The 22,651-nt window shown below is 76.2% G+C and carries 19 protein-coding genes; 11 read left to right on the top strand and 8 right to left on the bottom strand.

All coding sequences use genetic code 11. From position 1 onward, the window contains the following. Nucleotides 1-139: 139 nt before the first annotated feature. The 5 genes from ACIA8Q_RS00935 to ACIA8Q_RS00915 all read right to left on the bottom strand — a co-directional run bounded on the left by ACIA8Q_RS00935 (nucleotide 140) and on the right by ACIA8Q_RS00915 (nucleotide 4,628). A complete protein-coding gene (locus ACIA8Q_RS00935) occupies nucleotides 140-586 on the bottom strand; it encodes a GFA family protein (protein ID WP_396316512.1) in 447 nt (148 codons plus the stop codon). A gap of 127 nt (nucleotides 587-713) precedes the next feature. Next, nucleotides 714-1,373 carry a transcriptional regulator gene (locus tag ACIA8Q_RS00930; RefSeq protein WP_396316511.1) on the bottom strand — a complete coding sequence of 220 codons (660 nt, stop codon included), beginning with the start codon at nucleotides 1,371-1,373 and terminating at the stop codon, nucleotides 714-716. Between the two features lie 118 nt (nucleotides 1,374-1,491). Further along, a complete protein-coding gene (locus ACIA8Q_RS00925; protein WP_396316510.1) occupies nucleotides 1,492-1,893 on the bottom strand; it encodes a hypothetical protein in 402 nt (133 codons plus the stop codon). A gap of 170 nt (nucleotides 1,894-2,063) precedes the next feature. Continuing rightward, nucleotides 2,064-2,948, bottom strand: a complete 885-nt coding sequence (locus ACIA8Q_RS00920) for a 2-dehydropantoate 2-reductase (protein WP_360206018.1) — start codon at nucleotides 2,946-2,948, stop codon at nucleotides 2,064-2,066. A gap of 201 nt (nucleotides 2,949-3,149) precedes the next feature. Further along, nucleotides 3,150-4,628, bottom strand: coding sequence for an FAD-dependent monooxygenase (locus ACIA8Q_RS00915; protein ID WP_387900348.1), 1,479 nt, complete (start codon nucleotides 4,626-4,628; stop codon nucleotides 3,150-3,152). Nucleotides 4,629-4,737: 109 nt separating this feature from the next. Between ACIA8Q_RS00915 and ACIA8Q_RS00910 the strand changes: the two genes are divergently transcribed. The 5 genes from ACIA8Q_RS00910 to ACIA8Q_RS00890 all read left to right on the top strand — a co-directional run bounded on the left by ACIA8Q_RS00910 (nucleotide 4,738) and on the right by ACIA8Q_RS00890 (nucleotide 9,837). Continuing rightward, nucleotides 4,738-5,373 (top strand): TetR family transcriptional regulator, encoded by a 636-nt coding sequence (locus ACIA8Q_RS00910; RefSeq protein ID WP_360206013.1) that lies wholly within the window; start codon nucleotides 4,738-4,740, stop codon nucleotides 5,371-5,373. A 194-nt stretch (nucleotides 5,374-5,567) separates the two neighbouring features. Further along, nucleotides 5,568-6,086 (top strand): universal stress protein, encoded by a 519-nt coding sequence (locus ACIA8Q_RS00905; RefSeq protein ID WP_360206011.1) that lies wholly within the window; start codon nucleotides 5,568-5,570, stop codon nucleotides 6,084-6,086. A 211-nt stretch (nucleotides 6,087-6,297) separates the two neighbouring features. Beyond that, a complete protein-coding gene (locus ACIA8Q_RS00900; protein WP_360206565.1) occupies nucleotides 6,298-7,062 on the top strand; it encodes an ABC transporter ATP-binding protein in 765 nt (254 codons plus the stop codon). A gap of 5 nt (nucleotides 7,063-7,067) precedes the next feature. Then, complete coding sequence (locus ACIA8Q_RS00895) at nucleotides 7,068-8,456, top strand: FtsX-like permease family protein (RefSeq protein ID WP_396316509.1); 1,389 nt, start codon at nucleotides 7,068-7,070, stop codon at nucleotides 8,454-8,456. Between the two features lie 73 nt (nucleotides 8,457-8,529). Beyond that, on the top strand, nucleotides 8,530-9,837 hold the full coding sequence (locus tag ACIA8Q_RS00890; protein WP_387900352.1) for a sensor histidine kinase: 1,308 nt from the start codon (nucleotides 8,530-8,532) through the stop codon (nucleotides 9,835-9,837). Nucleotides 9,838-9,938: 101 nt separating this feature from the next. On the opposite strand, the gene ACIA8Q_RS00885 is transcribed toward ACIA8Q_RS00890, so the two are convergent. The 3 genes from ACIA8Q_RS00885 to ACIA8Q_RS00875 form a co-directional block, all read right to left on the bottom strand. Beyond that, nucleotides 9,939-10,604 carry a response regulator transcription factor gene (locus tag ACIA8Q_RS00885; RefSeq protein ID WP_360206002.1) on the bottom strand — a complete coding sequence of 222 codons (666 nt, stop codon included), beginning with the start codon at nucleotides 10,602-10,604 and terminating at the stop codon, nucleotides 9,939-9,941. 82 nt (nucleotides 10,605-10,686) lie between these two features. Then, a complete protein-coding gene (locus tag ACIA8Q_RS00880) occupies nucleotides 10,687-11,217 on the bottom strand; it encodes a DUF5959 family protein (protein ID WP_396316508.1) in 531 nt (176 codons plus the stop codon). A gap of 243 nt (nucleotides 11,218-11,460) precedes the next feature. Next, nucleotides 11,461-12,480, bottom strand: a complete 1,020-nt coding sequence (locus ACIA8Q_RS00875) for a ScbA/BarX family gamma-butyrolactone biosynthesis protein (protein WP_360205996.1) — start codon at nucleotides 12,478-12,480, stop codon at nucleotides 11,461-11,463. A gap of 430 nt (nucleotides 12,481-12,910) precedes the next feature. Here ACIA8Q_RS00875 and ACIA8Q_RS00870 point away from each other — a divergent pair, with 430 nt between their 5' ends. The 6 genes from ACIA8Q_RS00870 to ACIA8Q_RS00845 all read left to right on the top strand — a co-directional run bounded on the left by ACIA8Q_RS00870 (nucleotide 12,911) and on the right by ACIA8Q_RS00845 (nucleotide 22,637). Next, nucleotides 12,911-13,597, top strand: a complete 687-nt coding sequence (locus tag ACIA8Q_RS00870) for a ScbR family autoregulator-binding transcription factor (protein WP_360205993.1) — start codon at nucleotides 12,911-12,913, stop codon at nucleotides 13,595-13,597. Between the two features lie 275 nt (nucleotides 13,598-13,872). After that, a complete protein-coding gene (locus ACIA8Q_RS00865) occupies nucleotides 13,873-14,754 on the top strand; it encodes an AfsR/SARP family transcriptional regulator (protein WP_363363907.1) in 882 nt (293 codons plus the stop codon). Nucleotides 14,755-14,934: 180 nt separating this feature from the next. Next, nucleotides 14,935-16,059: a PP2C family protein-serine/threonine phosphatase gene (locus tag ACIA8Q_RS00860; RefSeq protein WP_360221574.1), complete on the top strand. Its 1,125-nt coding sequence runs from the start codon at nucleotides 14,935-14,937 to the stop codon at nucleotides 16,057-16,059. A gap of 473 nt (nucleotides 16,060-16,532) precedes the next feature. Next, complete coding sequence (locus ACIA8Q_RS00855; protein ID WP_360221571.1) at nucleotides 16,533-17,978, top strand: MFS transporter; 1,446 nt, start codon at nucleotides 16,533-16,535, stop codon at nucleotides 17,976-17,978. A gap of 39 nt (nucleotides 17,979-18,017) precedes the next feature. Then, nucleotides 18,018-19,280: a non-ribosomal peptide synthetase gene (locus ACIA8Q_RS00850; RefSeq protein WP_360221568.1), complete on the top strand. Its 1,263-nt coding sequence runs from the start codon at nucleotides 18,018-18,020 to the stop codon at nucleotides 19,278-19,280. Between the two features lie 264 nt (nucleotides 19,281-19,544). Further along, entirely contained in the window at nucleotides 19,545-22,637 is a 3,093-nt protein-coding gene (locus tag ACIA8Q_RS00845; protein ID WP_360221565.1) for an amino acid adenylation domain-containing protein, read from the top strand. Nucleotides 22,638-22,651: the final 14 nt, after the last annotated feature.

Here is a 22,651-nt window from a genome sequence, read left to right as displayed (position 1 = left end):
GAGGTGGGTGAACACCCTCGGGAAGCCGCCGAGCTGCTCGCCCGTCGGGCGGGACGAACTCGGCCATCGGCATCAGCAGCACCGAAGCGTCCAAGCTCATCGCCGTTCAGAGCCTGGGCGAGCGCCCCCCGGCGCAGGATCAGACGGACGTCGACGGGTCGCCGGTGCGGTGTGCGGCGGGCGCGAGCCAGGGGGCGGCTTCGGGCAGGCGGTTCGGGTTGAGCGGGACGTGGGCGGGGTCGCCCCGGTAGCCGTCGAGTGCGGTGACGAGGATGCCGACGAGGGCGGTGTCGCCGTGGTCGAGAGCGGCGATGTGGCTGCCGCAGACGGGGCAGAAGCCGCGCATGGTCCTTCCGGCGTGGGTGTCGTACCAGGTGGGCTCGCCGTGGTCGCCAGTCCAGGACAGGCCGGCCAGCGGGAAGCCGGTCCACCACTGGAACGGGCTCCCGGCCCGGTGGGAACAGTGGGCGCAGCCGCAGATGTGCGGGTCTTCGGGCTCGCCGGTCACGGTGAACCGGATCGCTCCGCACAGGCAGCCGCCGGAACGGCGCTGGGTGCGGGCGGGGTGAACGGGGAGGTGGGGCACGGGGGTTCCTCCGGAGTGGGCAGTGGGGTGCTTCCGGCTGCCGGCGGGTCCGGACGCCCGGTCGGGGCGCGTGGGCGCCGGGTTCGGCGGCGGGGACCGGACCGGTCGTCGGCCACGGCGGAGTGCCCTACGGTCTGGGCCGGTCGAGGGTGTCCCAGAACAGGTGCTCGTAGGCCTGGAGGAGCAGGGCGTGCTCGCGGGCCGCGGCGAGGGCCGGCTGGTCCAGTGCGTCCGGACTGAGGGCTTCGGCGGCCTGCTGCTCCAGTGCGGTGGCGGGCTGGGCGAAGAAGTCGAAGAAGGCGCAGGCCTGGTCGGAGAAGCCGTAGTGGCGCCGCAGTGCCCGGGCGACGGTGGCGCAGTAGCCGCCCCAGGCGGCGAAGTTGGCGACCAGCGCGGTGGCCGTGGCGGCGGGACCGCCGTTCAGGGCGAGCCAGGCGAGGTAGGACGGGTAGGCCTGGCAGCCGGCCAGTGGGGGGCGGGCCGGGAGTTCCGCGGGCGCGAGGCCGCAGGCGGCGGCGAGGTCGGGCAGGGTGCGCAGGGCGGCGCTCTCGCCCTCGGCGAGGGTGGCGAACCAGGCGCCGAGCGGGCGGTCGGCGCACCGGGTGGCGAGGAGCAGCAGGCTGCGCCGGTCCGAGGTGATGATCCGCTGCTGCTGGGCGGCGAGTTCGGCCAGGGCGCCGAGCGGGGCGGTGCCGTCGGCGAGTGCCGTGACGAGTGTGGGGGCCGCGTCGCCGGGGGCCAGCTCGGCGCGCAGGTCACTGATCCGGTCGCGGATCGGGTCGTTCACCGGTGCCTCCGGGGTGCGGTGCGGGTCCGGTGCCCATTCCTACCGTGCGGCGGGGTGCCCGCCGTGGCGACAGGCCGGGGCGGGCGGAGGTGGTCGTCCGCCCGCCCCGGTGGGTCGGTCAGGAGTCGGCGCAGGCCTTGGTCACGTCGCCGGCGGCGTCGGTGATCGCCCCGAGGTCGGGCACCTTGCCGTTGGAGACGGCGTTCTGGGCGTTGTCGACGGCCTTGGTCAGCTTGTCGGTGGCCTTGTCGATCTTGTCCCCGCTGTTGTGGTCGCGCAGGTTCCTGATGTCGTCGCCGACCTTCTTCAGCGCGTCGGCGGTGTGCTTGCGGCGCTCCTGGTCGCTGAGCTGCCCGACGTTGACGGCCGAGGACGCGAGGTCCTGGACGTCTCCGGCCAGGCTGACGGCCCGTGATCCGCAGTCGAGCGCCTGGTCGACGTCCTTGCAGGCGCTGAGCAGCGGGGCGGCGGCCAGTAGCGCGAGCGCGGCGGCGGCCATTCGGTACGGTTTCCTTGTCATGTCTGTATCCCTCCCGCCGGGATCAACGCCGGATCGGCGGCCGGCGGTTCCGCCCCGGCGGGTGAATCATGGGTGAACCTTGACCGTCGGCACGGTCGACGAACTGATGGATCGTCATTCCTGCTGGTCGGGAGGGTGGTTCACGGGATGGTGGTGCACGGGAGGGTGGGTCAGGAGAGTTCGCGGACCAGTCGGGTGAGGGTCGGGGTCGCGACCCCGTGCGCGGCGGCGGCCCGCAGGACGGCGCCGCCGACGGCGTCCAGCTCGATCGGTCGGCCGGCCTCCGCGTCCCGCTGCATCGAGGACTTCATCGGCCCGGGCACCCGGTCGAAGGCGGAGAGCAGGGCGTCGGCGTCAACCGGTGCGCCGGCCGCGGCGGAGACGGCGGCGATCTCCGTGACGGCGGCGGCGAGTTCGCCCCGGTGCTCGGTGCGGACCACGCCGATCTCGGCGGCGTGCCGGGTGGTGAGCAGGGCGAACGGGGCGAGGAAGGAGAGCTTGCTCCAGAGCATCGCCGTCTCGTCCTCGCGGAGCGTGACGTCGAGGCCGGTGTGCCGTAGCTGCTCGGCCAACCCGGTGACGGGCGCGCCGAGTTCGACGGCGGCGAAGGGGCTGCTGTGCTCGATCCGGCCGGGGGCGGTCCGGGTGGCCTCGATCCGGATCGTGCCGGCCACGACCCGCCCGTCCGGGTAGCGCCGGCGCAGCACCTCGACGTGTTCCAGCCCGTTGAGCAGGGGCACCACGACGGCGTCGCCGAGCACCTGCGCCGGCACCCGGTCGAGCGCGGCCTCCAGCGCGGTCTCCTTGACGGTCACGAACAGGGCGTCGACGGGCTCGCGCAGCTCGGTGGCGGCCTCGACCTGGGCGGTGAACGTGCCGAACCGCCCGCTGCGGACGTGCAGTCCGTCCCGCTGCAGCACGGTGGCGGTCGCCTCGCCGGCGAGGCAGACGACCCGGTGGCCGTCCCGTGCGAGCAGGCCGGCCAGCAGGCCGCCGACACCGCCCGGTCCGAGGACGGCGGTGCGCAGCGGCGGGGTCGTGGGGGTGGTCGTCATGTCGAGCTCCTGGGGCGTGGGGTCGGATCGCCGGCCGGCCGCGGCCGGCCGGAGGGACGGGCTCACCGGACCATGATCCCCCGGGCTGGTCCGGGGCCTTCCTCCGGGTCCGCGGCGCCGGAGCAGGAGGTCGGCCCGGCCGACGTCCCGCTCCGTGGCGTCCCTTCCCCCGCGCTGCGGTGTCCCGCGGGCCGCCGGGGCCTACCGCAGGGCCGCGAGGTAGTCGAGGACCTCCTCGCGGGCGTCGGCCGGGGCCGTGAGCGCGATGTGGTTGTCGGGCCGGACGAGGACGAGGGCGTCGCCGGTGATCCCGTAGTCCCGGCGGGTGGTGCCGTCCGGGTCGTCGAGCAGGACCGGTCGCACGTGGTCGGGCAGGCCGGTGAGGGCGGGGGCGGCGGCCGCGCCGAAGCCGAGCAGGGTGAAGTGGTCGCCGGCGAAGTGGTCGAAGAGGCGGCCCGGCCGGCCGTCGGGGCCGGTGCAGACCGCGTCGGGCGCCCGGTCGCCGGCGCGCACCGGGCCCGCGAGGCGGTCGACGGCGAGCCGGCTCCACGGGTAGCCGAGGGAGAGACCGGTGAAGTCGCCCACCCGGCCCGCCTCGACGCCGATGCCGGGGGTGTTGATCCCCTCGGAGACGGCGTCCATGCCGGCGGTGCTGACCTCCAGCGTCCAGGCGGCTATCGGCAGCCGTTCCTCCTGGTAGGTGTCCAGCAGGGCCGGGGCGGCCAGGCCGCGCAGCACGTACCCGAGCTTCCAGGCGAGGTTCCAGGCGTCCTGGATGCCGGTGTTCATGCCGAGCCCGCCCGCGGTGGGGTGGACGTGGGCGCAGTCGCCGGCGAGGAAGACCCGGCCGGTGCGGTAGCTCTCGGCCCTGCGGACGTTGACCCGCCAGGTGGAGAGCCAGGTGGCGTCGGAGAGCTTGAGGTCCGCGCGGCCGGTGTGCAGGGCGGCCAGCCGCTGGAAGCTCTCCAGGGACGGGGCGATCGCCCGGCCCTCGGCGTCCGTCTCGGGGCTGGACTGCAGCTGCCAGCGCCGGGTGCCCTCGAAGGGGCAGAGCATGAACACGCCCTGCGGCCCGAACCACTGGTGCCAGGCGCCCCCCTCCAGGCCGTCGACCTCGACGTCGCCGCAGACCATCATCGGCTCCGGGTCGCCGACGCCGATGAAGGCCGTGCCGAGCAGCTTGCGCACGGTGGAGCGGCCCCCGTCGCAGGCGACCAGGTACTCGGCGGCGATCGTCCGGCCGTCCGCGAGGCGCGCCCGCACGCCGCCGTCGTCCTGGCTCAGGTCGACGAGCTCGGTGCCGAGCTCGACCGCCCCGCCGAGTTCGGCCAGCCGCTCGCGCAGCAGGCGCTCGACCCGGGTCTGCGGCAGCCAGATGCTCGCCGGGTGGGGGACGGCGGCGGTGGGCCCCGCGTCGGCGAAGGGCTCGGTCTCGTTGACGAACTCGCCGGCGTAGTACTTGCGGAACGGCAGGTGGGTGCGGCCCGCGGCGGCCAGCCGCTCGCCCAGGCCGAGGTCGGCGAGGACCTCGATGCTGCGGGGGTTGAGCGTCTTGCCGCGCGAGCCGGTGTGGAACGCGTCGGCCTTCTCGATCACCCGGACCGCGACTCCCTGGCGCGCCAGCCCGCACGCCAGCGTCAGTCCGGTCGGCCCTGCTCCCACGATCAGCACGGTGGTCATGTCTGTTCGTCCTCCGGTCGTCGCTGTGCTCCGTCGATGGACTCCATGGAATAGCAACCGAGTAACAAAAGCAACTGAGTAACAAACGTTTCCCGGTTATGATCGGCGTATGAGTACGAGCGAGTCCGAGACGGGCCTGCGGGCCCTCAAGAAGCAGCGCACCCGGCGCGCCATCGCCGAGGTCGCCATCGCCCTGTTCCTGGAGCGGGGCTTCGACCAGGTCTCGGTGGCCGAGATCGCCGCCGCCGCCGAGGTGTCCAAGCCCACCCTCTTCCGCTACTTCGGGAGCAAGGAGGAGCTGGTCCTGCACCGCTTCGCCGACCACCTCGGCGAGGCCGGCCGGGTCGTGCGCGACCGCGCGGCCGGCCTCAGCCCACTGGAGGCACTGGAGCGCCACCACCTGGACGGCCTCGCGGCCCGCGACCCCAACACCGGGCTGACCGACCACCCCGAGGTGCTCGCCTTCCTCCGCCTGGTCTACGAGACGCCGAGCCTCTCCGCGGCGCTGCTCGACTACGTCGCCGCCGACACCCGCGCGCTCGCCGAGGCGCTGGACCCGGACGGGAGCACGGCCGCCCGGCTGGTCGCCGCCCAGTACTCGGCGGTCCGCCAGGTGCTGGCCCACGCGGCCTGGTCCCGGCTCGCGGCGGGGGAGGGCGTCGAAGAGGTCGGCCGGGTGGCCGTCGCGGAGACGGTCGAGGCGTTCGCCCTGCTGCGCGGGGGTGCGGCCGTTCGCGGCTTCTGAGTCCGGTCCGCGGGGTGCGGGGCCCGGGGTCCGGCTCCCGGGCCCGGTTCCGGGGATCCGGGGGAGGAGCGGGTCGCCACTGCGAGCGATGCAAGGTCGAAAACGTCATCGGCCTTGGATTTGCAGGCTGCATGTGAAGTGTGCCAATCTATTCGCAGACATTGGCTGAGTTGGACACCTGAAAGCGAAGGATCATGTCGGACGGCGCACGCGTCATCGTCGGAGTCAGCGGCTCGCTGCACAGCCTCACCGCCCTGCACCGCGCGGCGGAGGAGGCCAGGGCCCGGCAGGCCGTCCTCGTCCCGGTGTTCGCCTGGACCCCGGTCGGCGGCGAGCGCAACTACCGCGCCCAGCCGTGCCCGCCGCTGCTGCGCGCCTGGGAGGAGGCGGCCCGCACCCGCCTGGACCGCGCGCTCGACCAGGCCTTCGGCGGCCTGCCGGTCGGCGTCCGGGTGGAGCCGCTGGTGCTGCGCGGCGAGGCCGGCCCGACCCTGACCGCGCTCGCCGACCGCCCGGACGACCTGCTGGTGATCAGCACCGGCCGGCAGGGCGCCGCTCGGGGCACGCTGCGCCGGCTGCTGCGCGGATCGGTCACCCGCCACTGCCTGAGCAGGGCGCGCTGCAGCGTGCTCGCCGTGCCGCCGTCCACGCTCCACGCCGACCTGCGCGCCCTGCACCGCGGCATCGACCTGCGCGAGCTCATCGCGGCCTGAGGCACGGCCCGAGGCCCGGTCCGAGCCGCGGCCCGACCCACGGCCCGAGCCGGGACCGCGGACCCGCGGCCCGAGGCGCCCGAGGCGCCGCGCGCGGCACCGCCCGGAGCCGCCAGGGCCACCCGGGGTTCGGTTTCCCGACCCCCGGATCCGGGGGTCGGCCCCATCGATCCCCCCGCCCCGAATGCCCAGGATGAAGGGCATGAACGGAATGACGACAGCCGCCGTCGGGGCGGCACGGGACGAGGCCGCGGACGCGGCACTGACCGGTGAGGGGCTGCACCGGGAGTACGGCCGCGGCGCGGCCGCGGTGAGGGCGCTGCGCGGGGTCACGGTGGCCTTCGCGCCGGGCACGTTCACGGCCGTGATGGGCCCCTCCGGCTCCGGCAAGACGACCCTGCTGCACTGCCTCGCCGGCATGGACCGCCCCACCCGGGGCACCGTCCGGTGGGGTGCGACGGAGGTGTCGGGGCTCCCCGAGCGACGGCTCGCCGCGCTGCGCCGCACCCGGGTCGGCTTCGTGTTCCAGGCCTTCAACCTGATGCCCGCGATGACCGTCGCGCAGAACGTGGCACTGCCCGGGCGGCTCGCCGGGGCCCCGCCGGAGCGGGCCCGGGTGCTGGAGGCGCTCGCCCGGGTCGGGTTGGCCGGGCGCGAACGGCACCGGCCCGGGCAGCTCTCCGGCGGGCAGCAGCAGCGGGTCGCGATCGCCCGGGCCCTCGTCACCCGCCCCGCCGTGCTGTTCGCGGACGAGCCCACCGGCGCGCTCGACCGGGCGACCGGCCACGACGTCCTCGACCTGCTGCGCGCCGGCGTGGACGAGGACGGGCGCACCTGCGTGATGGTCACCCACGACCCGGTGGCCGCCGGCTACGCGGACCGGGTGCTGCTGCTGGCCGACGGACTGCTCGTCGACGAACTCGACCGGCCGAGCCCCGGACGGGTCGCCGAGCGGCTCGCCCGGCTGGGCGGGTGAGCGCGATGGGTACCGTCCTGCCCCTGGCCGTCGGTCAGATCCGGCGCCGGCCGGCCTCGTTCGTCGGGCTGGCGGTGGCACTGCTGCTGGCGGTGGCCACCCTGACGCTGTTCGGCTCGCTGGTCGCCGCACAGGCCGCCGCCCCGCCCGCGGTCTCCCGGACACCCGTCGACGGCCCGGGCGTGATGCTGATCGCCGGGGCGTTCGGCGAGATCGCCGTGCTGGTCGCCCTGTTCGTCGTGGTCAACGCGCTGGGCTTCACCGTCCGTCAGCAGTTCCGCGACCTCGCCCTGCTGCGCACCGTCGCGGCCACTCCGCGGCAGGTGCGCCGGCTGCTGCGGGCGCAGGTCACGGCGACGGTCCTGCTGGTCGCGGCACCCGGGTGGGCGGTCGGCGCCCTCGCCGCGCGGGGCTTCCTCGGCGCACTCCAGCGGCGCGGGATGGCCGCACCCGGCCTGCGGATCCCCGGCGCGCCGGTCGCGATGGCGGTCGCGCTGGGCGTCGCGCTGCTGGTCGGCCTGGCCGCCACCGCGCTCGGGGCCCGGCGGATCACCCGCCCCACCCCGGCCGCGGCGCTGACCGCCGACACGGCCGGGCAGCGGCGGACGGGCGTGCTGCGGCTGCTCGCCGGGGTGGCCGTGCTCGCGGGCGGGACGCTGCTGCTGAGGCTCGCGGCCACCAGGGCCCCCGGGGAGGTGGACAAGGCGGGGCAGGCGACGATGCTCGGCGCGCTGGTGCTGCTCGTCGGGCTGGCCCTGCTCGGGCCGCTCGCCGCCCGGGTCCTGGCCACCGTGCTCGGGGCGCCGGTGCGGGTGCTCGCCCCGCGGGTGGGCTGGCTGGCCGACGCCAACCTGCGCGGCTACGCGGCCCGGTCGTCCTCCGCGGTGGTGCCGGTCGCGCTCCTGGTCGGGCTGTCGGGCACCATGCTGATCATGACGAGCACCGCGGAGCGGGCGGCCGGGGCGGCCGGGATCGCCACCGGCGTCACCCGGGCCACGGACGTCTGGCTGCGCGGGGCGGAACTGGGCATGCTGGTCTGCTTCGCCGCGGTGTCGACCGTCAACACGCTGGTCGCGCTGACGGCCGACCGGCGCCGTGAGTTCGCGCTGCTGCGGCTGGTCGGGGCGACCAGGCGCCAGCTGCTGCGGATGCTGGCCGTCGAGGCGGTCCTGACCACCGCGGTGGGCGTGCTGCTCGGCTCGGCGGTGGCGGCCACCGCCGCGGGCGCCTTCGCCCGCTCGGTCACCGGCTCGGTGGTGCCGGCGGTCCCGATCGCGGCCTGCGCCTGGGTCCTCGCGGGCGCGGCGGCGCTGACCGTCCCGGGGATCCTGGGCACCGGCCTGCGCGCCGTCGGCGGCGGGGTGCCGGAGGCGGTCGGCGGTGAGCGGGAGTGAGCGCAGGCGGGCGGCGCGGCGGGTCGGCTCGCCGATGGTGGGCCGACGAAGCGGTGAGGAGTGGTGAGGAGCGGTGAGGTGGCTGGTGGCCGAACGACGGCGGTACCTGTCGGCGCGGGGCGGGGACGTGGCGTTCGCGCTGCTCGGGCTGCCGATCGGGGTGCTGGGCGGGGTGTACGCCGTCGCCGTCCTCTACGCGGGCGCGCTGCTCTCGCTCACCGTGGTCGGGCTGCCGTTCGTGGTCGTGGCGCTGCTCGGCGCGCGCGGGCTGGGCGGGCTGCACCGGCGGCTGGTCGGGCGCCTGCTCGCCGAGCGGGTGCCCGCCCCGGGGGCACGGCCCCGGCGATCCGGGGTGTTCGCCAGGGGCGGGGCGGTGCTGGCCGATCCGGTGGCCTGGCGGGCCCTGCTCTACCTGCTGCTGCGGCTGCCGCTCGGGGTGCTCGGCTTCCTGGTGGTGGTCGGTCTGCCGCTCGCGGCGCTCTGGCTGACGGGGTTCCCGCTCTGGGTGCGGCTGCTGGAACCGGGGCCGAGGGCGGTGGACCTCCTGGACGTGGCGGCGGCGCCGGTCGGGCTCGCGGTGCTGGCCGCGGTGCCGGCCGCACTGCGCGGCGTGAGCGCCGCCGATCGTGGTCTGGCCCGGCTGCTGCTCGGCCCGGTGCGCTCGCAGCAGCGGGTGGGCGAGCTGAGGGCCGCCCGGGCCACCCTGCTGGCGGAGAACGCGGACCGCCTGCGCCGCCTCGAGCGTGACCTGCACGACGGCACCCAGGCCCAGCTGGTCGCGCTCGCCATCACCCTCTCGCTCGCCGACGACGCCCTGGGCGCGGCGGCCCCGGGCACCGGCGCGGCGGGTGACGGCCTCACCGGCGTCCCGGACGGGATCACCGGGGCCGCCGGGGCCGGGGTGCCGGACGCCGCCCGGTTGCGGACGCTGGTCGACCGGGCCCGCCGCCAGACCGACGACACCATCGGCGGTCTGCGCAGGCTCACCCGGGGCATCCACCCGGTGGCGCTGGACGGCGGCCTCGCGGAGGCGCTGCCCGGTCTCACCGCCACGTCGCCGGTGCCGGTCGCCGTACGGCTGGACCTGCGGGAGCGGCCCGACGCGGCGATCGAACAGGCCGTCTACTTCTGCGCCGCCGAGCTGCTGACGAACGTGGCCAAGCACAGCGGCGCGACGGCGGCGGAGCTGACGGCGGGCTCGACCGGCGGGCGGGTCCGGCTGTCGGTGCACGACGACGGCCGCGGGGGCGCCGCGCCGACGGCCGGATCGGGGCTGGCCGGCCTCGCGGAGCGGCTCTCGGCGGTGGACGGCGTGCTGCGGGTGGACAGCCCGCCGGGCGGTCCGACGACCGTCACCGCCGAACTGCCCGTCCGTCTGTGACGAACCCGCAGCGGTGGCGGACGCGCATCCGTGACGGACCCGTGTCGGTGGCGGACCCGCACCCGTGGTGCGTGCCGGACCACGCCCCGCGCCGGACGTCCTCAGCCGCCGCTCTCGGCGAGGTAGGTCAGGACGGCCTTGACCCGGCGGTTGTCGGCGTCGGTGGCCGGCAGGTCGAACTTGGTGAACACGGCGGCCACGTGCTTCTCCACCGCCCGCTCCGAGACCACCAGCAGGCCGGCGATCGAGCGGTTGGAGTGGCCCTGCGCCATCAGTTCCAGCACCTGGCGCTCGCGCGGCGTGAGCGTGTCCACCCGGCTGCGCCGCCCGCCGTGCAGCAGCCCGTTGACGATCTCCGGGTCGAGCGCCGTGCCGCCGGCGGCGACCCGCTGCAGGGCGGAGACGAACTCCGAGGTGCGGGCGACGCGTTCCTTGAGCAGGTAGCCGATGCCGGAGGCTCCACCGGCGAGCAGCCGGGCCGCCCACGCGGTTTCGACGTGCTGGGAGAAGACCAGGATGCCGACCTCGGGCGCGGCCGTGCGGATCTCGACGGCGGCGCGGATGCCCTCGTCGGTGTGGGTGGGGGGCATCCGGATGTCGACCACGGCGACGTCGGGCCGGTGCCCGGTGACGGCGGCGAGGAGGTCGGGCGCCGTCCCGGCGGTGGCGACCACGGCACAGCCGCGTGCGGTGAGGAGTTCGACCATTCCGTCCCGGAGGATCACGGAGTCCTCGGCGAGCACGACGCGGAGCTGCTTGTCGATCATGACGCCATTATCGGGGGCGGGCGGGGGCCGTCGCCCGCCCGTCCCCGCCACCGGTGGTTGACGGTCGGTCAGTACGTGTCGGTCAGTGTGTGTCGGCCCGCCGCCCGCGCCAGGCCCGCACGCCGGGGGCGACCTCGACCACCTCCGAGGGGTAGGCCTCCCGGACGCGCTCCAGCAGGGCGTGCTGCTCGTCCAGCCAGCCCGGGGCGGGGGACAGGACGACCCGGAGGGTGACGCCGGACTCCTCGGCGTCGGAGACCGTCACCCACACGCCGCCGGGCCGGCCGGGCTCGATGCGCAGCTCCGGCCCGTGCTCCTCGTCCAGCCAGCGCACCGCCTCACCCCGGGCGAGACGCTCCAGTGATGCTTCCCAGTCCAGGAGTTGACGTCGCGTCACCAGTGTGACGAAGTGCCCGCGGGCGGCGTCGGCGGTCACGGTGATCTCGCAGTCCAGCCAGTCGTGGCCGAGCAGCGAGCCGGGGGCGTGCCGCCCCAGTACCCGGACCCGTACGCTCCGGCCGCCGGTGCGCCCCTCCCTGCCGGGGGCGTCGTCGGTGCCCGGCCGGTCGGCCAGTCTGATCAACTCGTGCTGCTGCGAAGCGACTTCACGCACTGTCTACTCCCGGTAACAGTGGATCCAAGGGCTGACATCCTCGCGCAGGCGTTCGCCCGGTGCCAGTCCGTGGCGGGGGTTCGTCCCCGATGCGCCGACGGCCCGTCCGACCGGGGAGGTCGGGCGGGCCGTCGGGGGCGCCGGAGGGGACGGACGGCCGGGCGGGCCGTCGGCGGCGCCGGGCCGGTCGGGCGGGTACGGAGCGGTAGCGGCGGGCGGTGCGCCCCTCCCGGCCGGGGGCGGTCAGTGCCCGTCGGCGTGGCCGGTCAGGACCGTGGTGAAGATCGGCTCGCCGTGCTGGTAGCCGCTCACCGTCGTGGTGATGGCGTCCCGGTCGGGCCCGGGCGTGTGGCGGGCGGTGATCGTGGTGGGGGCGTCGTGCTCGGCGTACCGGTGGTAGGTGGTGGCGGCGGAGGCCGGGGTGACGGTGGTCGGTGAGACGAGCGCGTTGGCCGCCTGGCGGGCCGCCTCCAGCAGGACCATGCCGGGGATGTGGTCGTTCGCGTGGTCGAAGAGGATGGGGTGGCGCAGGTCGGGGGTGAGGTGCCACGTCGCGGGGGTGTCGGCCGGGGTCAGCACGACGTCGCAGGGGCGGAGCCGGCCGACCCGCCCGGGAGCCAGCGGCTCGGTGGTGACGGCGGGTGCCGGTGCCCGGTCGGCCTCGCGGCGGGCGCCGCGCAGCCGCCGGTAGGTGGAGTCGGGCACGGTGGTGAACCGGGCGTGGCCGGCGGCGGCCAGCTGGGGGCCGCGCCGCAGGACGGTGTTGAGGGTGAAGTCGACGGTGCTGCCGGTCCGGCGGGCCCGCGGGACCAGTCTGACCTCGATGGTGAGGTCGGTGGGCGTCGAGCCGATGAACAGGTGGCGCGGGCGGGTGGTGTAGTCGAGGTTCCACATCATGAACTTGTGGTCGAGGGGCACGCCGAACCGGGTGTGGGCGAGGTAGATGCCGGCCTGGCGGATCGTTTCAGCGGCCTGGAGCGGGTCGTGGTGGGTGCCGTCCGGGGTACTGAAGAAGGTGTGGGCGCGCGGCCACTGTGCGCTGACCGTGAAGGTGGTCTCGTTCAACTGCTCGCTGCCGGTGAGGAAGACCTCGGCGTGGCAGGCCCGGTGGACGTACTCCTTGGCAACGGTCGTGGTCAGGCGCGGTGCCGGGGCGGTCTCGCCGGCCGGGGCGGCCGGGTCGGCGGTGAGGCCGGGCGTGCTGCCGGGGGTCGCGCCGGTGGCGCGGGCGTCGGCGGGGGCGCGGTAGGCAAGCAGAGTCATGGGAGCGCTCCGGAAGGCCGTGACGGGCGGGGTGGGCTGCTCAGGGCTCGTAAGATACGTACCTTCCGGTTTGGTTTTCAAGGCGCCCGAACGAAGGTTCGTTGGCGGCCGAGCGTGCCCGCGCGGTGGCTCGGAGTGGCGGCCGGTGGTCGCAGGCCTCGGCCGGGGGGTCGGTTCACCTGTCCTGACCTGCGGGGGAGTGGGTGTGGATCGCGTGACAGGTTCATTATCACGAAAGGGTGTTCCGGGTGAAGGGCGACCGCAAGTGAGGGGGTGTCCTCCGTCTCTGCCTTCCCGCGGAGTGGCGCCGGTCGCCTGGGAGTCCCATACCGTCCACGCGGTTTTCCCTCGCCCCGGGGTGGTGGACGCGACTCCGCCTCGAGGGATCGGCGACTGACCGGCGGGTAAGATACGGGGTGTTTGGTTTTGTTTGCCGAGCGTTGCGGGCGGGGTGGTGGCGGTGGTGCGGCAGGAACGGGCGGTCCGGACGCGTCGGCTGATCCTGGAGGCGGCGGCCTCGGTCTTCGATGAGTACGGGTACGAGGGGGCGACCATCGGCGAGGTGGTCGCCCGCGCGGGCGTGACCCGCGGCGCGGTGTACTTCCACTTCGCGTCGAAGCGGGAGCTGGCCCAGGGTGTCGTCGAGGAGCAGTTCGGCAGTGACGAGATCCCCGAACGGCACTGCAAGCTGCAGGAGTTCGTCGACCTCGGCATGGTCGTGGCGCACCTGATGCCGCGCGACCCGCTGCTCAGTGCGGGGGCCCGGCTCTCGCTCGGCCAGGACGACTTCGGCGACCTCGGCGGCGGGGCCGCCCCCGGGTGGATCAGTCGGGCGGAGGCCGTGCTGGCGGCGGCGGGCGAGCGGGGCGAGTTGCTGCCGCACGTGCAGCCGGACGAGACGGCCTGGCTGGTCACCGGAGCCTGGACGGGCGTGCAGATCCAGTCCCAGAAGATGTCCGGCCGGGCGGACCTGGAGCGCCGGGTGGCGGCGCTCTACCAGCACCTGATGCCGAGCATCGCGGTGCCCGGGGTGCTGGCCACTCTCGACCTGGCGGCGGACCGCGGCGGGCGGGTGGCGGCCGAACTGGCCTCGTCCCGTGCGGGCGTCGAGGGCTGAGGCCGGCCGCCGCCCCGGCGCCTCCCGCTCGCCGCCCCGGCGACCCCGCTGCTCTCTGCGCCCCAGTCTTCCCCGCCCGCTCCGGGCGCTGTGGGGGCCGATCCTCCGTTCAAAAACAAACAGCGCGTTCGGTTTTGTATTGACAAACCGCCCGTCCTGTTTTTGGATGTGCGGCGGGTGCTCCACCCCCGCGGCCGGCCGGTCGCACGGCGGCGGAGTACCGGCCGGCCGGTGGCCGTCGGGGTCGCCGATCCGTCTGGATAGGGGTGGTCATCATGGAGATCCGGGTGCTGGGGGCCTTGGAGGTCCGGGTCTGTGGGCAGTCGGTGGTGCCGTCGGCGCCGAAACCGCGCCAGGTGCTCGCCCTGCTGGCCCTGCGGGCCGACCAGGTCGTGCCGGCGCGCGCCCTCGCCGACGAGCTGTGGTCCGGCCGGCTGCCGCGCAGTGCGCGCACCACGGTGCAGACCTACGTGCTCCAGCTGCGCGACCTCATCGACCGTGCGCTGGAACGGAGTTGCGACACCCCGGCGGGGCTGGGCGCCAAGGACGTCCTGACCACCCTGCCGGGCGGATACCGGCTGAACAGCGACGGCGGGCGGGTCGACCTCCGGGAGTTCGACCGGTTGGCCGGCACGGGCTACCGCGCCATGGACGGCGGGGACTTCCCGCTCGCCGCCCGGCAGCTGGCGGAGGCGCTGGGCCACTGGCGCGGCCCGGCCTTCGCCGACGTCCCGCTCGGCGGTCAGCTGGGGGTGGAGGCGAAGCGGTTGGAGGAGACCCGGCTCTGTGCGCTGGACCAGCGGATCGAGGCGGACCTGCGGCTGGGCCGGCACCGGGTGCTGCTCGCCGAACTGACCGTGCTGGTGGACCGCTACCGCACCCACGAGAGCCTGCACGGCCAGTACATGATCGCCCTGCACCGCTCCGGCCGGCGCGGCGAGGCGCTGGAGGCCTACCAGCGCCTGCGCAACACCCTCGTCCGGGAACTGGGCATGGAGCCCTCCGCCGGACTGCGGCGGCTGCAGCGCTCCATCCTGCTCGCCGGCCCCGACCGCGCCGACCAGGAACGCCCCGCGGCCGTCGACGCCCCCGTGGCCCCCGTGCCCTCCCCGGACCCGGCGCCGGTCCGGGGCACCCGGCTCACCCGGGTCGGCTGACCCGGGTCGGCGGGCGCCGGGGCCCGGCCCGCCCGTCGCGTCCGCCCCCGCCGGCCGCGCCCGCCCGGCGTCACCCGGACGGCGGCCGGCCCGGCGCACGGGCCGGGCCCCGGTGCGGCACGCCCGGCGGGAATCCTCGGACAGGCCCTACGATCGGAAGGAGATCTTCCGAATGTCCGCATGGTCGCCGAGACGGAAGCCAGGTCGCCGATGGCCCCGGGCCCGAGGTCCGCGCAGTGGCCGCCGTACGTGCGGTTCGCGCCGTGGTGCCTGATCCTCGCCGGGCTGGTCTGGAACGCGCTCGACCCGGCCGACTACTGGGGCGATCCGATGCTCGCGGCCGCCGCCGTACTGGCCGGCGCGCTGCTGACGCTGCGGGACGTCCTCGCGGTGGGCGCCGCCAACGTGGCCGGCATCCTCGTGCTGGGCGTGCAGGACGGGACGATCGGCACCCGGGCGGGGTACCTGGAGCTGGCGAACACGGTGTTCGCCGCCCTGCTCGGGGTCTGGGTGAACCGCGTGGTGGACCGGTACGGGCGACGCCTGGAGCGGGTGCGCTCGGTGGCCGAGGCCGCGCAGCGGGCGGTGCTGCCGGAGCCCCCGGCCCGGGTGGGGCGGCTGTCCGTCGCGGCCTGCTACCGCGCCGCCCAGACCGAGGCGCTGATCGGCGGCGACGCCTACGCGCTGCAGGAGACGGCGTTCGGCGTGCGGGTGCTGATCGCGGACGTGCGGGGCAAGGGGCTGCAGGCGGTCGGGGCGGTGTCGGTGCTGCTGGGTGCCTTCCGGGAGGACGCGCACCGCGCGCCGGACCTCGCGGCGCTGGCCGACGGCCTGGAGCGCGCGCTGGTGCGGGAGAGCGGCCTGCTGGCGGAGGAGGTGCGGCTGGAGGGGTTCATCACCGCGTTGCTGGTGGAGTTCCCGCCGGGCGGGGACGTCGTGCGCACCCTGGACTGCGGGCATCCCGGCCCCTACCTGCTGGGCGGCGGGGAGCCGATGCGCCGACTGGACGCCGCGGACCCGGGGCTGCCGCTGGGCATGGGGTCGCTGGGCGTGGCGCGCCCGGCTCCGGAGGCGTGGCCGTTCCCGCGGGGCCGGACGCTGCTGCTGGTGACGGACGGGGTGACCGAGGCCCGGGACGCGGCGGGGGAGTTCTACGAGCCGCTGCACGGGCTGGGGCCGCTCGGTCCGTTCGACGGTCCGCAGGGCGTCGTCGACGCGCTGGTGGCGGATGTCGAGCGGTGGGTGGGTGGTCCGCGGGACGACGACATGGCGGTGCTGGCGGTGACCCGGCGCCGGGCGGACTGAGCGGCGCCGGGTGGACTGGGCGGCGCCGGGCGGACCGGGCGGGGCCGGGCGGGGCGTGCCGCTGGCGGCGCCCGGCCGGGGCGTTCGGGCAGGTCACCGCGCCGTCCGCGGAATCGGTGGGTTGTAGTCCTTGACGGCCGGCGGCGGCGCGGCCGGTATCACGATCAGATGACGGAGGGTCAGCGCTTCACGTAATCCGGCCAAGTTGAGCGGGGGCGTCCGATGGCCGGAATGCCGATGCCCGGATAGCGGACTCCCGTCTGGACGTGCCGCCGCCCGGCCGAGGCGCCCCGCGGCCGGGCGGATTCCTGCTGGCAGACGGGCTGCCCGGGGCGTCCGGCGGGTTCGTCGGGGGCCGCCGCGGGGTCGTGGGCGGAGCTCGGAGGGCTGGCGTGATCCGGCCGATCCCCGGTTCGTCCGGAAACGGACCCGGCGGTTGCCCGGCGGTGAAGGGGTGGCCGAGAGTCGCACTGATGAACGAGACGCCAAGCCCCAGCCCGACCCGCCTGTTCGGACACCGCGACTTCCGGCTCCTGCTCACGGGAGCCGCCGCGGCCCAGACGGGCAGTCAGGTCACCCTGGTGGCGCTGCCGCTGGTCGCGGTGGTGGTGCTCGATGCCACCCCCTTCGAGGTCGGCCTGCTGACCGCCGCCGAGACCGCCGCGTTCCTGCTGGTCGGCCTCCCGGCCGGGGCCTGGCTGGACCGGATGCGCAAGCTGCCGGTGCTGATCCGCGCCGACGTGGTGCGCTGCCTGGCCGTCGGCTCGATCCCGCCGGCCGCGGCGCTCGGCGTGCTGACCATGGCCCAGCTCTACCTGGTGGCGCTGGTCACCGGGGTGGCCACGGTCTTCTTCGACGTCGCCCACCAGTCCTTCCTGCCGTCGGTGCTGCCGCGCGAGCAGCTGGTCGGGGGCAACGGCGCGATCGAGACGGTCCGCTCCTCGGCCCAGATCGTCGGGCCCGGGCTCGGCGGCGGGCTGGTCCAACTGCTCGGCGCGTCGATCGCCATCGTCGCCGACGCCGTCGGCTACCTGGCCTCCGCGCTGCTGCTCGCCCGGATCCGGGTCGAGGAGCCGCGCCCGGAGCCCGATCCGGGCGCCTCGCTGCGTGCCGAGGTCGCCGAGGGCGTCCGCTTCGTGCTCGGACACCCGCTGCTGCGGGCGATCGCCACGGCCACGGCGGTGTCCAACCTGTTCGGCGCCGTCCTGGCCGCCGTGCAGACGGTGTTCTGGGTGCGGGTGCTCGACCTGGCGCCGGGTGCCATCGGCGTGCTGCTGTCGGCCTCCGCCGTCGGCGGACTGGCCGGGGCGCTGTGCGCGGGTCGGCTGGCCGCCCTGGTCGGCCAGGCCCGGCTGATCTGGCTGGCCACCGTGGTGACGGCGCCGTTCGCGGTGCTGTGGCCGTTGTCCGGCCGGGGCGCGGGCGTGCTGCTGTTCGGCATCGCCTCGGCGGTGGTGCTGTTCGGCGCGGTCGCCTACAACGTCGCCCAGGTCAGCTTCCGGCAGAGCCTGTGCCCGCCGGAGCTGCTCGGGCGGATGAACGCCACCATGCGCTTCCTGGTCTGGGGCACGCTGCCGCTCGGTGCCCTGGTCGGCGGCGCCGTCGCCGACGCGGCCGGGCCGCGCGCCGCGCTCTGGCTCTGCGCGGCCGGCTTCCTGATCGTCCCGGTGCCCCTGCTGCTGTCACCGCTGCGCGGCATGCGGGACCTGCCGACCACCGGGGCCGCCGCGACCACCGGGGCAGCCACCGGAGCCGACCCGAGCACCGGAGCCGACGCCGCCACCGCGGCCGCGCCCGCCACCGGGGCCGCTGCGACCACCGCGGCCGACCCGGCCGCCACCACCGGGGCCACCACCACGGGGTCCGCCACCGCCGCCGGGGCGGCCGAGCAGGAGCCCGCCGCGCGCCCGGCCCCCTGACCCCGACCCGAACCGACACCGGAAACCGGAGACCGTTCCGTGCCCGCCAGCATCACTGCCGCCTACCTCGCCCGGTACCGCTCCGCCGCCGCCGACGCCACGACGGACCTCCTCCCGCTCACCGGCGCCCAACGGCGCTTCCTGATCACCCGCCGCCTCGCCGCCGCGGGCCGCCCCGACGTCGTCCCGCTGTTCTTCGCCTACCCGCGCGGCACCCTCGACCTTGACCGGCTGGGCCGCGCGGCCGCCGCCACGGCGGCCCGCCACCCCGCCCTGTGCGGGGGCTTCGCCACCGTCCGCGGCACGCCCGTGCTCCGGGTCGGCGGCCCCTCCGCCGCGGCCGGGGCGGTCCCCGTCGCCCCCGGCGGCACCGCCCGCTCGGCCCTGCGCGAGGCCCTGCTGGACTGGCCCGCCGACGGGCCCGCCCTGCGCCTGCTGGTGGCCCGGGAGCCGGACGGCGAGGAGGAGCTGCTCGCCGTCGCCGTCGACCACGCGGCCTGCGACGAGCAGTCGCTCGGCATCCTGACGGCCGACCTCACCGAGGCCTACGCCCGCGACGAGGCACCCGCGACCGCGCCGGACCGGGCCGCCCTGGACGGCTACCGCGAAGCCGTCGAACGCCAGCTGGCGGCCGAGGACGCCGCCGCCGGGGCGGCCGCGCAGGCCCACTGGGGCCGTCGGCTCGGCGGCCTGAGCGGTGCCGGCGGCGGCGCCGCCCCCACCACCGGCATGCTCAGCCACCGGCTGCCCGCCGCCGAGGGGGCCGCCCGCAGCGCCGTCTTCCCCGCGCTGCTGGACGCCACCGCGGTCGCCGCGCACCGGCTGCACGGCCCGGTCGGGCCGCTCGCCCTCGGCTACCCGTGGGGCGGCCGCCCGCCGGGCGCAGCGCCCGTGCTGGGCTGCTTCCTCAACACCCTCGTCCACCCGGCCGACCCCGGGGCCGCCGCCCTCGACGACCTCGCCGACGCCTGGTGGGACGACCTCGACCACGCCGACACCCCGTTCGACGAACTGGTCCGGGCCGCCCGCACGGCCGGCGCGCCCTGGACCGGCGCGCTGGACGGCATGCTCACCCTGGAGGACCTGCACCGCCGGCCGCCGCTGGTGCTCGGCGGGGTGCCCGGCCGGGAGACCCACCTCGCCGGGCGGCCGCTCGCCGCACCGCTCGCCGTCGCCGCCTCGCACGGCGACGACCTGCTGGTGAGGCTCGCCTGGGACCGCGAACGGTTCCCTGAGGCCACCGCCCGGGCCGCCTTCGAGGACCTGCTGGCGACGCTGCGCCGCCACCTGCACGCGGCCTGACCCGACCCCGACCGGAGACCCGCCGCGCACCGACCGACGGACCGCGACCGGAGAGCCGCCGCCCACCGACCGACGGACCCCGACCGTCCCGGACCCCGACCCGCCGGACCCGACCCGACGGACCCCCGACCGTCCCGGACCCTCACGCCACCGACCGCCGGACCGCGCCACCACCCCGGCACGCCCGGCCCCGGCCGGGGCGGACCACCCCACACCGCCCCGCCACCGCAGTACCACCACGCCCACCACACAAGGGAGTCCCCGATGTTCCCGCTCTCCTCCTCGCAGGAGATCGTCTGGCTGCACGAGCAGATGCTGCCCGGCAGTCGCGCGTACAACTTCACCGCCGTCCTCGACCTCTGGGGAACCCTCGACGAGGACGCGCTGCACGCCGGCCTGACCGCCGTGCTCGCCCACCACCCCGGCCTGCGCCTGGAGCTGGTCGCCCGCGCCGAAGGGCTGCCCGGCCAGCGGGTCGCCGCACCCGGCGAACCCCTGCTGCGCCGCAGCGACTTCACCGCCGAGGCCGACCCGGAGGGCGCGTTCCGCACCCTGCTGGCCGCCGAGGCCGAGGAGCCGCTGGACACCTACCGGGCGCCGGTGCTGCGCTGGCACCTCGTCCGCCTCGGCGACGACCACCACCGGCTGATCCACGTCGAGCACCACCTCGTCCACGACGGCCACTCCTTCGCGATCCTGCTGCGCGACCTCTTCACCGTCTACCGAGCCCACGTCCTCGGCGAGACCTACGAGCTGCCCGCCGCGCCCTCGTACGAGGAGCACGCGCGCACCGCCGTCGACCCGGACGCCCGCGAGCGCGCCCTCGCCTTCTGGCTGCGCGAACTCGCCGACGCCCCGCGCGAGGTCACCCTGCCCGGACTGGCCCGGCCCGGCGCGGTGCGCCGCCACCGCGGCGGCCAGCTGCGCCAGTCGATCGGCGCCGACCTCGCCGAGCGGCTGCGCACCCGCAGCAAGGAGGACGGCCACACCCCGTTCAGCACCCTGCTCGCGCTCTTCGCCGAACTGCTGCGCCGCCACAGCGGCCACCGCGAGCTCGTCGTCGGCACCGCCGTCGGCAACCGCCCGGCCGGCTTCGAGGGCACCGTCGGCATGTTCGTCAACACCGTCCCGCTGCGCCTGCGGCTGGACCCGGCCGCCCCCGGCACCGAGGCCGTGGACGAGGTCACCGACGTCCTGCTGCGCGCCCTCCCGTACCAGGACCTGCCGGTCCAGGAGCTGACCCGCCGGCTCGGCCTGCACACCGGCGGCGCCGACAACCCGCTGTTCAACGTCATGTTCAGCGCGCACGACGCCGCCCTGCCGGACGTCCAGGCCCCCGACCTCGACGTCTCGCTGTACGAGGGCTTCAACACCGGCACCACCCGCTTCGACCTCGACCTGGTGCTGCTGCCCGACGACCGCCGGGTGGTCGGCGAGAAGCACGGCGCCGCCGGCATGACCCTGGTCTGGGACTACGACGCCGACCTCTTCGGCGAGGCCGAGGCCACCCTGCTCTCCGAGCGCCTGCTCGAACTGCTGCGCCGCTACCTCGACGCGCCGGACGCGCCGCTCGCCGCGCTCGACCCCGCCCCGGCCGCCGCGCCCGCCACCGCCGTGACGCCCGCCGGTCTCGACCCGGCCGCCGCCCACGACCCCGGCGCGCTCGCCCTGCTGGCCGGCACCGAGCGCATCAGCTACGGCGAACTCGACCGCCGCGTCAACCAGTTGGTCGAACGGCTGCGCGCCGCCGGGGTGCAGCCCGGCCAGCCGGTGGCCACCGTCCTGCCGCGCGGCACCGACAGCGTCGTCGCCCTGCTGGCCTGCCTGCGCCACGGCGCCGTGTACGCGCCGCTGTCCTCCGAGGACCCGGCCGCCCGGCTCGGCCTGCTCCTGGAGCGGCTCGCCCCGGCGCTGGTGCTCGCCACCCGGCAGAGCGCGCTCGCCCTGCCCGTCGAGGGCGTCACCCCCGCCCTGCTGGACGGCCCGGCCTTCCCCAAGGCCGAACCGGCCGCCGTCCTGAACGGCGCCGCCTACCTGATCCACACCTCCGGCTCCACCGGCGTGCCCAAGCCCGTCCTGGTCGGGCGCGAGGCGCTCGCCGGGTACGTCGCCGCGATCACCGACCGCTACGAGCTCACCGCAGCCGACCGGGTGCTGCTGTTCGCCCGGCCCTCCTTCGACGTGGCCCTCGAGGAGGTGCTGCCCGCGCTCTGCGCAGGCGCCGCCCTGGTGGTGCCCCAGCGCGAGGTCCCCACCGGCCCCGAGCTGGTCGCCGTGCTGGCCGCCCGCGGCGTCACCGTCGCCAACCTGCCGACCAGCTACCTGCTCGCCGTCCGCGAGGACCTGCGCGAGGCGCTGCGCGACGGCCGGTGGAACCCCCGGCTGCTCGTCCTCGGCGGCGAGCGGCTGCCCGCCCGCGCGCTGGCCGGGCTGACCGAGGCCACCACCGTGCTGAACGCCTACGGCGTCACCGAGGCCACCGTCACCTCCACCGTCCACCAGGTCGGCGCCGCCGACCTCACCGAGGACGGCGAGATCCCGCTCGGCGCCGAGCTCGACGGCGTGCGCCTGCACGTCCTGGACGAGACGCTGCGCCCGCTGGCGGCCGGCTGCGTCGGCGAACTCGCCGTCGGCGGCGCCCTGCTGGCCGACGGCTACCTCGGCCTGCCCGAGCCCACCGCCGCCCGCTTCGTCACCGTGCCCGCCCTCGGCGGCGAGCGCGTCTACCGCACCGGCGACCGCGGCTACCGCGACCTGCGCGGCCGGCTCTCCTTCCTCGGCCGCGCCGACAACCAGGTCAAGCTGCGCGGCCACCGGATCGAGCTGGAGGAGATCGAGGCCGCCGCCTCCGCCGAACTCGGCGGCCGCTCCTGCGCGGTGGTCCTGCACACCGACCCGCAGTCCGGCCCCCGCCTGGTGGGCTTCCTGGAGGGCGCCGACCGCCCCGACCAGGCCGCCCTGCACGCGGCCCTCGCCCAGCGGCTGCCCGGCGGGCTCGTCCCCGCCACCTGGACCGCCGTCGAGGCGATGCCCACCCTGCCCGGCGGCAAGCCCGACCGCGCCGCCCTCGCCCGCCTCGCCGACGAGGCCGCGGCCGAGCCCGAGCCCGAGTCCGCCGCGACCAGCGCCTTCACCGACCCCGGCCAGCAGCTGGTCGCCGCGGCCTGGCGCGAGGTGCTCGGCCACGACCGCTTCACCGCCGACTCGCACTTCTTCGAGGTCGGCGGCCACTCGCTGCTCGCCGCCCAGCTCGCCGCCTGGCTGGAGCCGCACCTGGGCAGCCGCCCGCCGCTGCGCACCCTGTTCCGCCACGCCGTCCTGGCCGACCAGGCCCGCGCCCTCACCGGCCAGAACTGAAAGGCAGCGTCCCC

Source organism: Kitasatospora sp. NPDC051705 (assembly GCF_044453265.1).
Classification (GTDB): Bacteria; Actinomycetota; Actinomycetes; order Streptomycetales; family Streptomycetaceae; genus Kitasatospora.
This window is presented reverse-complemented; position numbering and strand designations above follow the sequence as displayed.

Excerpts from the sequence above, each read along its gene's own strand:
- ACIA8Q_RS00875 (WP_360205996.1), bottom strand. The coding sequence starts at position 12,480 with ATGACTCTGCTTGCCTACCGCGCCCCCGCCGACGCCCGCGCCACCGGC.
- ACIA8Q_RS00910 (WP_360206013.1), top strand. The coding sequence starts at position 4,738 with ATGAGTACGAGCGAGTCCGAGACGGGCCTGCGGGCCCTCAAGAAGCAG.
- ACIA8Q_RS00865 (WP_363363907.1), top strand. The coding sequence starts at position 13,873 with ATGGAGATCCGGGTGCTGGGGGCCTTGGAGGTCCGGGTCTGTGGGCAG.
- ACIA8Q_RS00885 (WP_360206002.1), bottom strand. The coding sequence starts at position 10,604 with ATGATCGACAAGCAGCTCCGCGTCGTGCTCGCCGAGGACTCCGTGATC.
- ACIA8Q_RS00855 (WP_360221571.1), top strand. The coding sequence starts at position 16,533 with ATGAACGAGACGCCAAGCCCCAGCCCGACCCGCCTGTTCGGACACCGC.
- ACIA8Q_RS00900 (WP_360206565.1), top strand. The coding sequence starts at position 6,298 with ATGACGACAGCCGCCGTCGGGGCGGCACGGGACGAGGCCGCGGACGCG.
- ACIA8Q_RS00905 (WP_360206011.1), top strand. The coding sequence starts at position 5,568 with ATGTCGGACGGCGCACGCGTCATCGTCGGAGTCAGCGGCTCGCTGCAC.
- ACIA8Q_RS00860 (WP_360221574.1), top strand. The coding sequence starts at position 14,935 with ATGGTCGCCGAGACGGAAGCCAGGTCGCCGATGGCCCCGGGCCCGAGG.
- ACIA8Q_RS00895 (WP_396316509.1), top strand. The coding sequence starts at position 7,068 with ATGGGTACCGTCCTGCCCCTGGCCGTCGGTCAGATCCGGCGCCGGCCG.
- ACIA8Q_RS00845 (WP_360221565.1), top strand. The coding sequence starts at position 19,545 with ATGTTCCCGCTCTCCTCCTCGCAGGAGATCGTCTGGCTGCACGAGCAG.
- ACIA8Q_RS00925 (WP_396316510.1), bottom strand. The coding sequence starts at position 1,893 with ATGACAAGGAAACCGTACCGAATGGCCGCCGCCGCGCTCGCGCTACTG.
- ACIA8Q_RS00920 (WP_360206018.1), bottom strand. The coding sequence starts at position 2,948 with ATGACGACCACCCCCACGACCCCGCCGCTGCGCACCGCCGTCCTCGGA.
- ACIA8Q_RS00915 (WP_387900348.1), bottom strand. The coding sequence starts at position 4,628 with ATGACCACCGTGCTGATCGTGGGAGCAGGGCCGACCGGACTGACGCTG.